The following is a 13,426-nucleotide window of genomic DNA, read 5'->3' as shown; positions in this document are numbered from 1 at the left end:
GCGGGCCTCATCATTTTGTCGTCTGGCGCAGCAGCAATGTGCCGCCGCGCTGTGTGAATTCGAGTTGTTTCACGGCGCTCATGCCCAGCAGCACCTGTTCACCATCCAGACCGGGCACCACCAGGGCGCGCACGTTGTTCAGGACGATGTCGCCAATCTGCAACCGTTGCAGCGTGGTCCGGAACGCGTCGGTGCGTCCATTGGCCGTGCTCACCTGAACGCGCTCGCCGCGCTCGAGGCGTAGCGTCTGCGCGACGCTCTCCGGCACGGCGACGTTGGTCGCGCCGGTGTCGAGCATGAACTGTACGGGGCGGGTATTTATCTGCCCGCTCATGACGAAATGGCCGTCACGATTGCTCGCCAGTGTCACCTCGACATAGCCGTCTCCATGTTCGGAAGCGACGATGGTATTCGGATTTTCCTGACGCTGCTCCCACTCGCCAAAAAACCGCGTCGCCAGAAACAGCGCCGCCGCCCAGGCGATGATCAGCATCACCCGCCCGGCGCGCTTGCCGGGAGGTGCCTGGGTCAAGGCTTGCCGCTCCAGCCGCCCTCGGGCGCGGCAAAGCGCCAGACGACGGGACGTTTTTCGCCATCGGCGCGGACACCGAAATTGTTGTCCGTACCGACCCAAGCGCCTTTGTCGTCGACGATCAGGGCTTCGGTCAGGCCGTATTTCTGGTCATACAGCCGGTTGGGCTGAAGCGCCTCTTTGGCGAACGACCAGCAGGTTTCCAGCTGACCCGTCGCCAGCGTGCGCCGGCAGATTCGGTAGGCTGCGCGCTCCAGTGTGAACAGCTTGCCCTTGTACAGGGAGATGTCGGAAAAGTCCTTGGAGACCGCCTTGCCACCCAGCTCGGGCGGCAAAATTTCGTTGCCTGACTCGACTCGCAGGATGCAGCTGGCATCACAGGCCCAGCCGTCCTTGCCGAGCTTTGCGGTCAGCAGGCCGCGCTTGTCACGCTCGGCGGCGAGCCATAGTTGATCGCCTGCCGGGTTGACCGCGATGCCTTCGAAGATGGCATTGAAATGCTGCAGCATCCCGGCCGACTGCGCTTCCTCGACGACTTTTTTTGGCAGCTCCAGCCAAGCCGGCGCGCCGTCCACCGGCACTTTCAGCACGGCGGCATAGGCTTCGCTGACGAGGTAACGGTTGCCCGCCGCGTCGCAGCTCACGCCTTCGAAATCCAGGTCGCCGCCACGAATCAGCGCCGAAGCCTTGGCCATGCCGCGCAGGGTCGCAGACAGACCGCTGTCCGGAATGGGCGGGATTTCCAGCGTCTGCGCCTTGGCTTTCCAGACCGTCGCCGAAGTGTCGAGGCTGTAAAGCAGGGTGTCGTCGCGGTCCGAAACGGTCCACAGCACGCCGTTGCAGGACGCAAGGCCGGACAGGTTGCCGCCGATCATGTCGTCGACCGGATGCTCCGACAGCAGCTTGAGCTCGGGCAACGGCGCGGCGAAAACGGGCGTGGCGATCAATAACAGCGCTGCAAACCAGCCCCGCATCAGACCAGCACCTCGGCCAGGTTGCCTTTGGATTCGAGCCAGCTCTTGCGGTCGCCTGCGCGTTTCTTGGCCAGCAGCATGTCCATCATTTCCGACGTCGCCTCAAAGTCATCCAGGGTCAGCTGCACCAGGCGACGGGTGTTCGGGTCCATGGTGGTTTCGCGCAGTTGCGGCGGGTTCATTTCGCCCAGGCCTTTGAATCGGGTGACCTGCGGCTTGCCGCGCTTCTTCTCGGCCACAAGCCGGTCGAGAATGCCGTCGCGCTCGGCTTCGTCCAGGGCGTAATAAATGTCTTTGCCCAAATCGATGCGGTACAGCGGCGGCATGGCGACATAGACGTGGCCGGCGTCCACCAGCGGGCGGAAATGCTGGACGAACAAGGCGCACAGCAACGTCGCGATGTGCAGGCCGTCGGAATCGGCGTCGGCGAGGATGCAGATTTTGCCGTAGCGCAGCTGGCTCATGTCCGCAGCGCCCGGATCAACCCCGATCGCCACCGCAATGTTGTGCACTTCCTGGCTGGCGAGTACTTCGCCGCCGTCGACTTCCCAAGTGTTCAGGATCTTTCCGCGCAACGGCAGGATGGCCTGGAACTCCTTGTCCCGCGCCTGTTTGGCGGAGCCGCCCGCAGAGTCACCCTCGACCAGGAACAGCTCGGAGCGCATCGGGTCCTGACCCGCGCAATCCGCCAGCTTGCCTGGCAATGCCGGGCCTGACGTGATGCGTTTGCGCTCGACCTTCTTGCTCGCCTTGAGACGACGACCGGCGTTGCTGATCGCCAGTTCGGCCAGCTGCATGCCCATTTCCGGGTGCGCATTGAGCCACAGGCTGAAAGCATCCTTGACCACGCCGGAGACGAACGCTGCCGCCTCACGGGAGGACAGCCGCTCTTTGGTCTGACCGGAAAATTGTGGCTCCTGCATCTTCATCGACAGCACGAAAGCGATGCGCTCCCAGACGTCTTCAGGTGCCAGCTTCACGCCGCGGGGCAGCAGATTACGGAACTCGCAGAAGTCGCGCATCGCGTCCAGCAGGCCCTGACGCAGCCCATTCACGTGGGTGCCGCCCTGGGCGGTCGGAATCAGGTTGACGTAGCTTTCCTGAACGCTGTCGCCGCCCTCGGGCAACCACAGCAGCGCCCAGTCGACGGCTTCTTTGTTGCCTGCGAAAACGCCGCAGAACGGCTCGTCCGGCAGGCGCAGAAAATCGGCGACCGAATCCTGCAGGTACGAGCGCAGACCGTCCTCGTAATGCCACTCGACCTTCTCGCCGGTGCCTTTGTCCTCGAAGCTGACCAGCAGGCCCGGGCACAGAACGGCCTTGGCCTTAAGCACGTGCTTGAGGCGGCTGACGGAGAATTTCGGGGTGTCGAAGTATTTGGGGTCCGGCGCGAAGTACACGCTGGTGCCGGTGTTGCGTTTGCCGACGGTGCCAATCACCGCCAGTTCGCTGGCTTTGTAGCCATCGGCAAAGGTCATTTCGTATTCGTTGCCATCGCGCTTGACCCGTACCCGTACCTGGGTCGAGAGCGCGTTGACCACGGAGATCCCGACGCCGTGAAGGCCGCCGGAGAACTGGTAGTTCTTGTTGGAGAACTTGCCGCCGGCGTGAAGCTTGGTGAGGATCAGCTCGACGCCGGACACGCCCTCTTCCGGGTGGATGTCCACGGGCATGCCACGACCGTCGTCCGACACTTCCAGCGAGTTGTCGGCGTGAAGAATGACCTGGACCGATCGGGCGTGGCCGGCCAGCGCTTCGTCGACGCTGTTGTCGATGACTTCCTGCGCCAGGTGGTTGGGGCGTGAGGTGTCGGTGTACATGCCCGGCCGTTTGCGGACCGGGTCGAGGCCCGAGAGGACTTCGATGGCGTCTGCGTTATAAGAGCTAGCGCTGGGATTGGCCATGGGGTCTCGTCATCAAGTCGTTCATGAAATTTCGGAGTAGCACTGTTTTACAAGACTGTTCTACACATTTGTTGCAGCGATGGCTCGGGTCAGAGCCCGCTCAGATCGACGCCCTGAAGCAATGCGGGCGCGAACCCGGCGAAGCTCAACAGCGCTGGCATCTTTGCAGCGAAACCCTGAAACCCGTGATCGCCGCCCGCTTCGATGCGCAATGCACAAGCCCGGTAGAAGCTCTGCGCACGGCGGTAATCCAGCGTCTCGTCCCCCGTTTGCAGCCACACCTGGATACGTTGCGGATCCTGTGGAGCAGGCACTTCCAGCTCGGCCAGGGCCGCTACGTGGTCGTGCGTCAGCTCCCAGCTCTCGCCGGTATAAAGGTTTTGTTGGGTGCCGAGAAAGCCATCGAAGAGCTGGTGCGGATTGACCGCCGGGTTGATCAGCACAGCCTTGAGGCCATGGCGCTCAGCCAGGTGAGTCGCATAGTAGCCGCCGAGCGAGCTGCCGACCAGCAGCGGCCGACCGAGCTCTTTGATCGCGCCTTCCAACTGCGCCAGCGCCTGCCGCGGATGATGATGCAGCTCTGGCACGCGCAGATATTCGCTCAAACCCAGACGCGCCATCAGCGTCGTCAACTGCGTGGCTTTCTGCGACCTGGCCGAGCTGTTCAGGCCGTGAATATAAAGAAGCGTCGATTGATCCTGGTTCACTCAGTTGCCTCCCAAACGGCAATTGATACATCCCGGACGGGCTGGCCTGTCGGCACTCATCCGGGCAAAGCCACGCAGTTTACAGGGTCAAGTGCGCGAAGACTTGCTTGCCGATGAATCGCGGCAAATTGAGGAAATGTCTTTCAGTAGCCCGCGCCATTGATGTCGACGTCGAACAGGTCGGGGTCGATGCGCGAAACACCGGTTTCGATCCGGCCGTCATCGTGCAGACGCAGCCAGCGATAGCCGGGCGCGAGGTCATCGAGGCCGAAGTCCACGCTGTTCGGGGCGAACTGGATGCAGGTTGAAGGCGAAGCCATTAGCCGCACGCCGTCGCGAAGCTGATCGAATTCCTGATGCACATGACCCCAGAGTACCGCACGCACTTGGGGAAAACGCTCCAGCACCGCGAAAAGCGCCTCGGGATTGCGCAAACCGATGGGCTCCATCCATGCCGCGCCGATGGGCACCGGGTGATGATGCAGACACACCAGATGGTGCCGCTCCGGCGCTTCGCTCAAGGCCTGGGCGAGCAACTGAAGCTGGCCGTCTTGCAGATAACCGGGGACTGACCCGGAAACAGCAGAGTCGAGCATCGTGATCCGCCAGTGGCCGACGTCGACGACCGGTTCAAGAAAGTCGCTGTTCTGCGCAGCAATCGCCATCTCCCTCAGCTCGTCGTGATTCCCCGGAATCCAGCGCGCGGGCGCATTCAAACGGTCAATCGCGTCGCGGAACGCCTGATACGACTCGACCGAGCCGTCCTGAGACAAGTCGCCCGTTGCCAGCACCAGATCGATCGCCGGCTGCTCGATGAGGACACGCTCGACCACCGCATCCAGACTGGCGCGCGTGGGCATGCCCAGCAGCGCGCCGTCCGCTTCGGCGAACAGATGACTGTCGGTCAGTTGAACGACCAACACGGATGAGGGATGAGAGGATGCGCTCGACAATGGCCATCTCCTAGAGCGGATGTGGCCGGATTATGGTGTGAGATCGGTGCGGCGGCAAACCTGGAAATGAGTCGTGTATACCATTTGGAACATTCGGTTGGCATGCGTCAGCGCTTGCGATGCAGTCTGAGCAGTCTGCGCACAGCAAAGCCTCCAGCAAATAGACCGAAGACCGCGCTCAGGAGTAACCATGGGAGCGCCTGTTCGTAGCCGATTCCAAGGAATGCGACCATGAGCGACATAGGAAGGTAGAAGCCAAGAATTGCACCGGCACAACCGCCTGCAAACCGAACACTCCAAGCGATCATCTCTGACAACTTCAGCGCCACCGAACCATAATCATTTTCTCTTCCTGCAAGGTAAGCCGGCAGAACCTAACCTCAGGAAAACATTATGAAAAGCGCAAAGCCGTGCAGAAGCGAATTTTCAGAAATGCCCTTCGGAGTTTGCCTACAGCAACATAAGCGGTGAAGGGATCAGATCAGCGCACCGCCTCAAACTCATGCCCGCAGGCCAGGCAATGGCTCAGCCATTCGCCGAGAAATACGTTGAGCTGGGCCTTTTCGTCGGGTTGGTGCATGTCGGCATTGGGATAGGGATAGATACCCTGGAAACGACGCGCGTGTTCGGCGCCGATGACTTCGGCCATGCGCGCGTCGTGGTAGACCTGCACTTCGAGCACGGGCACCGGCAGCCACGGCAGGCTGTGTTCCTGACGCACTTGCAGCGTGGTGGTGTACGGGCAATCGAGGATAACCTCGACCGCCAGCACGCCCAGCATCTGGTCGCCTTGAGTGACGGCGACCCGGCGTGAGCGTTGTTGATTGCGCATATCGGGCAGCAAACGCATCAAGCGCGCGTAGTTCGCCTCGCAGGCGGCTTGCAGCCCGGCGAGGTCGACACGGTAGCGCTCGCGCAGAAGATTCACGACCATAGCCCCCTTACTTCGGCGCGATTGAGCGCCAGCCATTGCATTGCAATAATAGTTGCGGCGTTGACGATGCGCCCGTCCTTGACGGCTTGCATCGCGTCGTCGAATGACCAGACCGAAACCCGGATGTCCTCGGCTTCTTCCACCAGCCCGTGCAGCCCACCCGCTCCCTCGCTGTCGCATTTGCCCAGGTACAGATGCACGAATTCGTTGCTGCCGCCCGGCGATGGAAAGTATTTGGTGATCGGCCAAAGGGCGTTGAACGTCAGCCCAGCTTCCTCTTGTCCCTCGCGGTGAGCAACCTCCTCGGGCTCCTCTTTTTTATCGATCAGGCCGGCGACCATTTCAATCAGCCAGGGGTTTTCATGCTTGCCGATAACGCCGACGCGGAACTGCTCGATGAGCACGACTTCATCGCGTTTGGCATCGTAGGGCAGCACGCACACCGCATCGTGGCGAACGAACAACTCACGTTTGATTTCCGGGCCCATGCCACCCGCGAACAATTCGTGGCGCAACTGAAGACGGTCGAGCTGGTAAAACCCTTTGAAGCAGGTCTCACGGTGTTTAATTTCGTAATTCGTCGGCGTCGATCTGTTGCTATCCGTCATAGATTTCTCACTGCTTGAGCACTGTGTCCGGGCCCATCCTAACGCGCTGTGGTGCGGGATGCAGCCCTTTGAATTCGCAAAACCGGTCCCCGGGGTAGACGACCGCCGGGGAAAGCACTCTAATCCGCCCGATGGCGAACTGATTGCGCCACCCACAGTCGAAGGACGTTGCCGTTACCTCCACGTGACGCCCCCTTATGCCGATGCCAAGGATCAACATGTCTTTTCTGAAGATCATTTCACTGGCCTGCGTGGCCCTGATTTTGGGCGCCTGCCAAAGCCTGTTCCAACCCAATCTGCGCAGTCCGCTGACCGTTCAGCGCGACGCCTCCGAGCTGATCAAGCCCGGCTGCACCACCGATGATTGCCCGCTGGTAAACATCGACACCGTGCATTTCCCCGATGAGCCGAAACTTGACGAGATCGTTCAGCGCACGCTGCTGCAACTGACCCGCAGCGACAGCGATGGTCCGGTGCCGCCAACGCTGAAGGCCTATCAGGAGCAATACCTGAGCCGGGCGCCGGCTCGCAACAGCAGCTACTTGCAGGCCAAGGTACGTGAGCAGCATGACGGAATCGTGGTCGTCGAGCTGTCCAGCTACGTTGATTCTGGCAGCGGCCAGGGTAATCCAGGCCGCGCGTTCATCAACTATTCGCGCCAGCAACAGCGCGTGCTGACCCTGGCGGACATGCTGATCCCGGGTCAGGAAGCTGCATTCTGGGACAAGGCCCGCCTGGCTCATCAGGCCTGGCTGATCAGCAGCAAGCTGGACAAGGACACCGAGTTCCAGAACATGTGGCCTTTCAAGCAAACTTCCAACATTGCTCTGACGTACGGTGCGGTGATCCTCAAGTACCCGGTGACAACTATCGCCCCCTACGCCATGGGCCACATCGAGCTGAAGATCCCGTACCCGCAGTTGAACGGCATCATCAAGCCTGAGCTGTTTCCGGGTCGGAGCTGATCGGTAGAACGTGGGCCGGCGCTCGAAAAGGCGCCGGCTTTATCTTGTAACGCCCCTTCTTGCAAACGCCTCATTTAAATAACCCTTATACTTCGGCACTTCCTACATACACTTTCCCACCCGCAAACTAATACTTTAAACAGATACATTTCCCGACCTCGCCATTATTAAACCTCTTGTTTATTGACGCTATCCCGACTCAATCAATAAGTTCCGCACTGAACTTTTTGGAACTGTCAGGGAGACGGGATGCGCCTATGGAATATCCTGCCGTCATGGTTTGAGATTGAAGACCGGCTAAGAGATGAAATCAACAGCAGAGGCCAAGGTCACTTCAGAAGTTATCTGAATGAACACGCGCTTTCGGTCGAACTTGTATTGCGTCGTGTCGACAACATCAGAACTGCTTTTTACCGCGCCGAATTTGAAGCCAGCGCATTACTGCGACAGCAATTCGCAGACCTCGACATATCCGAAGTGCTGTTTGATCTGATGGGCGTCGTCGGCGACATGGCCATGATCATTGTCGGCAGCGTCCTGGCCGGCGCCGCGATGGGTGCGGGGGTGGGCGCTCTGGCAGGTGGCGTAGGCGCGGGGCCCGGCGCGATTGCTGGCATGGCGGCGGGGTTGCAAGCCAGCAGCTGGATTCTCGGGGTGCTTGGGCTGGCGTCGGTCGCGGAGTTTTTCGTACAAGGTCTGCCTGCGCTGCTGGACCACTACGTGCGCGGCATCCAGGTCGCATGGGACGGGACCCGAGGCAACGAGGGGCTGAACCCGGTCACACAGGACGACCCGTGGGTTGTCGACCAAGCGGCACACCACATCGCCCGAGGGCATGCGGAAGTCGTGATCCTGCTTCTCGGCGCGGTGGTTGAGTATTTGACCCGAGGTCGTGGCGACATGGCGCTTCTCGCCGGTCAAATGCGCGCCAGCAGCAAAGGCGCGCGGCTGGCACAGTGGATGGTCAAGCATGAAGAGGGCCTTAAGGGGCGGCCTGACTTGCAGCCCGCCGGGGCTCGAACGGGTAGCTCGACCACACCGGAGTCTAAGTCCGACAGCTCTCGGGAAGCTGATCGACCGGGCGGAAAGAAACCGCTGGGCATGCCGGAATACAAGGTGCCATGCTTTAACGCGAGCAACCTGCACTACAGCAAGATCCCCGAGTTCGACAGACAACTGGTGGGACAGGAAAGAGGGCTGAATGATTTGACGGTGGATGAGTATTTACGCGGGCGGGAGGCGTTCAAAGCTGGGGATAAGGTTAGGGATCCGAGGGTGGCGAAGCAGGCTAGGCAAAAACTCGCTAAGACACTTTCCCGAGAGATGAGTCGGGAATTTCAAAAAACAGGAATTAGCTATCGTGAAGCTGTAAAACTGGCCAAACCGTTGGTAGACCAGAAAATGGCCACACTGGCTGCTCTCCACAATCCAGACCTGCTCGCCGGAGGCAAGGATCTCATATCTGATTTTGGAGACAGATCCGTAAACGCCAGCATAGGAGCGCAGTGGCGTAAACGGATCGGAGGCCTCGATAAACTAGCAAAGGGAATCGCTACGCAGGACCTCGCCACGACCAAAATTAACGCTAGATTAGAACGCTGCAGATAGGGATGAATATGGAAGAATACTACGAGTATTTCCTCGAGACGTTGGGGCCAGCTATGGGGCGCAGAGAGGTGCCTCTCTCTTCGCTGAACAAATACGCAGATAAACTCCCCGAACAGCTATTGAAACAGTGGAGTGAATATGGCTGGAGTGGCTACGCCGAAGGGCTTTTCTGGACAGTCAATCCTGCGGAGTATCAGGAGATGATCCGCTCGTGGCTGGATGATTCAGGAATACCCGATTCGCACTTCTACAATGTGGTTGCCAGAAGTGCTTTTGGCGAACTGTATCTTTGGCATGAACACGCGGGGAATTGGCTGGAATTGAGCACGCCTTATGCGCGGTTTCATGCAACCAAACCTGCCTTAGGACGACACTGCTTTAATGACGAAATAGCGCTTTTCTTTGCGACTCAGGACCGAGAGTCCAACGATCTGGAAGACCTTTTCGAACAAGCGTTAAAAACTCTCGGCCCGCTACAGCCCGATGAAATGTACGGTTTCGTCCCTGCCCTCGCGCTCGGCGGGCCAGCCGATCTGAAGCATCTGCAAAAGGTCAAAACCATCGAGCACCTCACTTTCCTGTCCCAGCTCGCACCGCTGACAGACTGGGGATTCCCGGACCTCGACTCGCTCTGACTAACCTCAGGAAGCATTACTTGGTGAGACAGAAATCCGAGCAGGTGCGGACCAGTAACAAAAGAGAGATCGAATGGAAGAGTACTACGCATTTTTCCTTGAAGAGATGGGCCCTGCGCTGGGCAGAAGAGAGGTGCCTTTATCAACACTGGACAAGTACGCTGAGAAACTTCCTCAGCAACTCCTGAATCAGTGGCGCGCGCACGGTTGGAGTGGATACGCCGAAGGACTTTTCTGGACCGTTAATCCAGCGGAGTACCAGGAACTGATTACTGCATGGCTGGATGATTCGGAAATACCCGATTCCGACCTTTATCACACGATCGCCAGAAGTGCTTTCGGCGATCTTTATCTTTGGCATGAGAAAGCGGGGAATTGGTTGAACTTAACGATCCCATATGCACGCTTCCATAGGACCAAGCCAAACGTTGGGAAATATGATTTTGATAAGGTGATCGAGGTGTTTTTTGTGGCACAGAGTCGAGAAGCCAATGATCTTGACGACCTCTTTGAAAAAGCACTGAGAACACTCGGCCCACTACAAGTCGACGAAATGTACGGCTTCGTCCCTGCCCTCGCACTCGGAGGCCCGGCCGATCTGACGCATCTGCAGAAGGTCAAAACAATCGAGCACTTAACCTTCTTGTCTCAGCTCGCACCTCTAACCGACTGGGGGTTTCCGGATTTTGATAACCTTTAATTGACCCACAAGAAATGGATTGAAGCTCACCGCAGGATTACGAAACGATGCAGCCTGGACCGAACCGAACCGAACCGAACCGAACCGATCCGGTTCGACTGAGCGTTGGCCTAGGCATTCTTTTTATGCGGGTACCGAAGCGACCACTTGGATCTCGGCAAAACTCCGCTCACCGCGCCGGACAGCGTATTTCTAGCGCTACAAAAAACTAATGGACAAATTTTATAATATATTTCTGACTGAATTTGGTGCCCCCTTCTACCGAGAAGAGGTACCGATATCGAGTATTGCGAGATACAGGGGACGGCTTCCTGATCAGTTGGTGGCGTACTGGGAGGAGCACGGATGGAGCGGCTATGCGGACGGCCTGTTCTGGACCGTCAATCCTCAGGAGTTTGAGCCCGTCGTCACAGAATGGGTGAAACAAAATCCAACAATCGTCGGCGATAGCTACCATGTCATCGCGCGCAATGCGTTTGGCGACCTCCATTTATGGGGGGAAAACACTGAGACTTTTTTAACGATCGACGCTTGCTGGGCGCGCTACTCCTACACGCGGTCGAAGGTATCAAAGGATAGGAACATCTCAACGTTCTTTGCGATTCTTGATCGCGAACATTGCGATCCTTTAGCGTTTTTCGATGCTGCAAGGAAGCGCCTGGGGCGACTGAAACACGATGAAATGTATGGATTCGTCCCGGCGCTGGCTTTGGGAGGCTTGGCTCAAGAGAGAGCACTTGAAGTGGTCAAGATGATTTAGCACCTTTTATTTCTCTCCCAACTTGAGCCACTGAGACACATCGGCCTAGAAGATATTTAGCGAGTTCTCGCTGAGCGGATTAACACTGCCTGTAAACGACGGAAGTAGTGAAAGCAAGAGGATACATGGAAGAGTATTTCGAATATTTTTTAAAAAGAATGGGACCTTCTGTGCACCGAAGAGAGGTGCCCCTTTCCACACATGATAAATACAAAGACAGACTTCCGTCGCTGTTAATTTCCCATTGGGAAAAGTATGGATGGAGCGGCTACGGTGATGGTATTTTCTGGACGGTTGATCCTGCTGAATACGATGTGTTCATCCCCGATTGGCTAGCTGCCTCAGATATCACGGATCCAGATACGTTTCTCGTGATCGCAAGAAGCGCCTTTGGCGATCTGTACTTATGGCAAGAAAAAACGGGGAGTCGTTTGACGATCGGCTCTGTGTATGGACGTTACTGGCTCAGAAAAGCTAGCTCGTCTCCTTTCAATCCGGATATTAGCGTGCAGTCTTTCTTTGCGTCGAAAAAGCCAGAGAGTAATGATTTTGACGGGTTCTTCCAGAGGGCGCTTAAAACGCTCGGCCCACTACAACCCGATGAGATGTTCGGCTTCGTCCCCGCCCTCGCACTCGGTGGCCCCGCCGATCTAAAGCATCTACAGAAGGTCAAGACAATCGAGCACCTCACATTTCTGTCCCAGCTCGCACCACTGACAGACTGGGGATTCCCGGACCTCGACTCGCTTTGAGTCGCCCGCCGGCATTGAGCCTGGCTGTTCTGTTCCAGGCTCAGCCCACTGAGTTAACGCCGCACATCGGCCTCGAATGCAGATGCCCGCCCGCGCGCCAATACCCACTGCAGCACGCCAGCGACAATAAGCGCTGGCAGCGTCGCGCCGATGTCCGGATACAGGTTCGCCAGCAGATGGTAGGTGCAGATCCCGCCGATCCACGCCAGTAGCGTCATCCCGCGCAAGCCCGCTGTCGCAACGCCGTGACGGCGGCGGCGCAGGATGAAGTGATCCACCAGCACGACGCCGAAGAGCGGCGCGAACACGGAAGCGATCATCAGCAGGAAGTTCTGGTACTGCGCCAGCGGCGCAAAGCAGGCGATCAGTGTGCAGATGACGCCAATGGCCAGCGCCAGGTGCTCGACTTTGGCCTTCAGCAGAATCCCGCTCGATACCGCAGCGCTGTGAATGTCGGCAAACGCGTTTTCCGATTCGTCCAGCAGGATCAGCAGCAGCGGAATACCCATCCCCGCGCCAGCCAGCGCCAGCAACAGCGCATTGGCTTCACCACTCGGCGCGAAGGCCAGGGCGTATGCCACGCCAAGGGACATCAGCCAGAAATTGCCGATGAAGAAGCCCAACGCTGTGCCGCCGAACACCCCGGTGGCGCGCTTACCGAATCGGGAATAGTCCGCAATCAGCGGCAGCCACGACAGCGGCATGGCGATGGCAATGTCGAAGCCCACGGCAAACGGCATCGAGCCGTCCCCTGCCTGCGACCACAGCGCCGTCAAATCAGCCTTGCTGAACAGGTTGAACGTCAGCCAGGCGCACGCCGCCAAGAGCAGCCAGATGCCCCATTTGCGCAGGATTTGCCGAACGAAGGCCAAAGGGCCACTCACCGCCAGCAGGGTCGCGAGGGCGCCGAACACGATAGTCCAGAGCATCGGGCTGGCCCAGAGGCTGCCTTCGGAGAAAGCGCCCGCGCCCAACAGGCTGGCGGCGTCGCGCATGACGATGATTTCGAATGAACCCCAACCCACCAGTTGCAGCAGATTGAGGATCGCCGGAACGCCCGCGCCTTTGCTGCCCAAGCTGAGCTTGAGCGCCGCCATCGACGATAGCCCGGTGTCGCTGCCAATGACGCCAACGGCGGCGAGCAGCAATACGCCGACCAATGTGCCGAGCAGGATCGCCAGCATTGAACCGGACATCCCCAGCCCCGGCGCCAGCAATGCGCCGGTCTGCAGGACCATGAGGCCGATGCCGAGGGAAAACCACAGAGAGAACAGATCGCGCCCGCCAAATACCCGCTTGGCAGCGGGTACGGGGGCGTCGGGTGAATAGGTGCCGGGAGTGTTCACTTTTGTTGTCTCGCTGAAACTTAGGGTTGATCGTACCCACGCTCTGCG

Annotated in this window: 14 protein-coding genes; 6 read left to right on the top strand and 8 right to left on the bottom strand. The window is 58.7% G+C overall.

Features of this window, described 5'->3' with window-relative positions:
• Positions 1-10 precede the first annotated feature (10 nt).
• From ACQKEN_RS02425 to ACQKEN_RS02395, 7 genes are all read right to left on the bottom strand, one after another.
• The gene (locus ACQKEN_RS02425) at positions 11-493 is read right to left on the bottom strand and encodes a retropepsin-like aspartic protease family protein (protein ID WP_427683796.1); all 483 of its coding nucleotides are present in this window, start codon (positions 491-493) and stop codon (positions 11-13) included.
• A gap of 35 nt (positions 494-528) precedes the next feature.
• Entirely contained in the window at positions 529-1,506 is a 978-nt protein-coding gene (locus ACQKEN_RS02420) for an esterase-like activity of phytase family protein (RefSeq protein WP_427683404.1), read from the bottom strand.
• Positions 1,506-3,410, bottom strand: coding sequence for a DNA topoisomerase IV subunit B (gene parE / locus ACQKEN_RS02415; RefSeq protein WP_427683402.1), 1,905 nt, complete (start codon positions 3,408-3,410; stop codon positions 1,506-1,508). Before parE ends, ACQKEN_RS02420 begins: the two co-directional genes overlap by 1 nt.
• Before the next feature lie 89 nt (positions 3,411-3,499).
• Positions 3,500-4,117 (bottom strand): YqiA/YcfP family alpha/beta fold hydrolase, encoded by a 618-nt coding sequence (locus ACQKEN_RS02410; protein ID WP_427683400.1) that lies wholly within the window; start codon positions 4,115-4,117, stop codon positions 3,500-3,502.
• Between the two features lie 143 nt (positions 4,118-4,260).
• Positions 4,261-5,070, bottom strand: a complete 810-nt coding sequence (gene cpdA, locus ACQKEN_RS02405; RefSeq protein ID WP_427683398.1) for a 3',5'-cyclic-AMP phosphodiesterase — start codon at positions 5,068-5,070, stop codon at positions 4,261-4,263.
• Between the two features lie 481 nt (positions 5,071-5,551).
• A complete protein-coding gene (locus ACQKEN_RS02400; protein ID WP_065987826.1) occupies positions 5,552-6,004 on the bottom strand; it encodes a DUF1249 domain-containing protein in 453 nt (150 codons plus the stop codon).
• On the bottom strand, positions 5,995-6,612 hold the full coding sequence (locus ACQKEN_RS02395; protein ID WP_192171113.1) for an NUDIX domain-containing protein: 618 nt from the start codon (positions 6,610-6,612) through the stop codon (positions 5,995-5,997). Before ACQKEN_RS02395 ends, ACQKEN_RS02400 begins: the two co-directional genes overlap by 10 nt.
• 218 nt (positions 6,613-6,830) lie before the next feature.
• Between ACQKEN_RS02395 and ACQKEN_RS02390 the strand changes: the two genes are divergently transcribed.
• The 6 genes from ACQKEN_RS02390 to ACQKEN_RS02365 all read left to right on the top strand — a co-directional run bounded on the left by ACQKEN_RS02390 (position 6,831) and on the right by ACQKEN_RS02365 (position 12,032).
• Positions 6,831-7,577 (top strand): RsiV family protein, encoded by a 747-nt coding sequence (locus ACQKEN_RS02390; RefSeq protein WP_427683396.1) that lies wholly within the window; start codon positions 6,831-6,833, stop codon positions 7,575-7,577.
• Between the two features lie 249 nt (positions 7,578-7,826).
• Positions 7,827-9,185, top strand: a complete 1,359-nt coding sequence (locus ACQKEN_RS02385) for a DUF6861 domain-containing protein (RefSeq protein ID WP_427683394.1) — start codon at positions 7,827-7,829, stop codon at positions 9,183-9,185.
• An 8-nt stretch (positions 9,186-9,193) separates the two neighbouring features.
• On the top strand, positions 9,194-9,820 hold the full coding sequence (locus tag ACQKEN_RS02380) for a GAD-like domain-containing protein (protein WP_427683392.1): 627 nt from the start codon (positions 9,194-9,196) through the stop codon (positions 9,818-9,820).
• A gap of 73 nt (positions 9,821-9,893) precedes the next feature.
• The gene (locus tag ACQKEN_RS02375) at positions 9,894-10,520 is read left to right on the top strand and encodes a GAD-like domain-containing protein (RefSeq protein WP_427683391.1); all 627 of its coding nucleotides are present in this window, start codon (positions 9,894-9,896) and stop codon (positions 10,518-10,520) included.
• Positions 10,521-10,731: 211 nt separating this feature from the next.
• A complete protein-coding gene (locus ACQKEN_RS02370; RefSeq protein WP_427683389.1) occupies positions 10,732-11,280 on the top strand; it encodes a GAD-like domain-containing protein in 549 nt (182 codons plus the stop codon).
• 125 nt (positions 11,281-11,405) lie between these two features.
• Complete coding sequence (locus ACQKEN_RS02365) at positions 11,406-12,032, top strand: GAD-like domain-containing protein (RefSeq protein ID WP_427683387.1); 627 nt, start codon at positions 11,406-11,408, stop codon at positions 12,030-12,032.
• 53 nt (positions 12,033-12,085) lie between these two features.
• On the opposite strand, the gene cytX is transcribed toward ACQKEN_RS02365, so the two are convergent.
• Positions 12,086-13,378 (bottom strand): putative hydroxymethylpyrimidine transporter CytX, encoded by a 1,293-nt coding sequence (cytX, locus tag ACQKEN_RS02360; protein ID WP_427683386.1) that lies wholly within the window; start codon positions 13,376-13,378, stop codon positions 12,086-12,088.
• Positions 13,379-13,426: the final 48 nt, after the last annotated feature.

Source organism: Pseudomonas sp. NPDC078416 (assembly GCF_050268485.1).
In the GTDB taxonomy this organism is placed as follows: domain Bacteria; phylum Pseudomonadota; class Gammaproteobacteria; order Pseudomonadales; family Pseudomonadaceae; genus Aquipseudomonas.
This window is presented reverse-complemented; position numbering and strand designations above follow the sequence as displayed.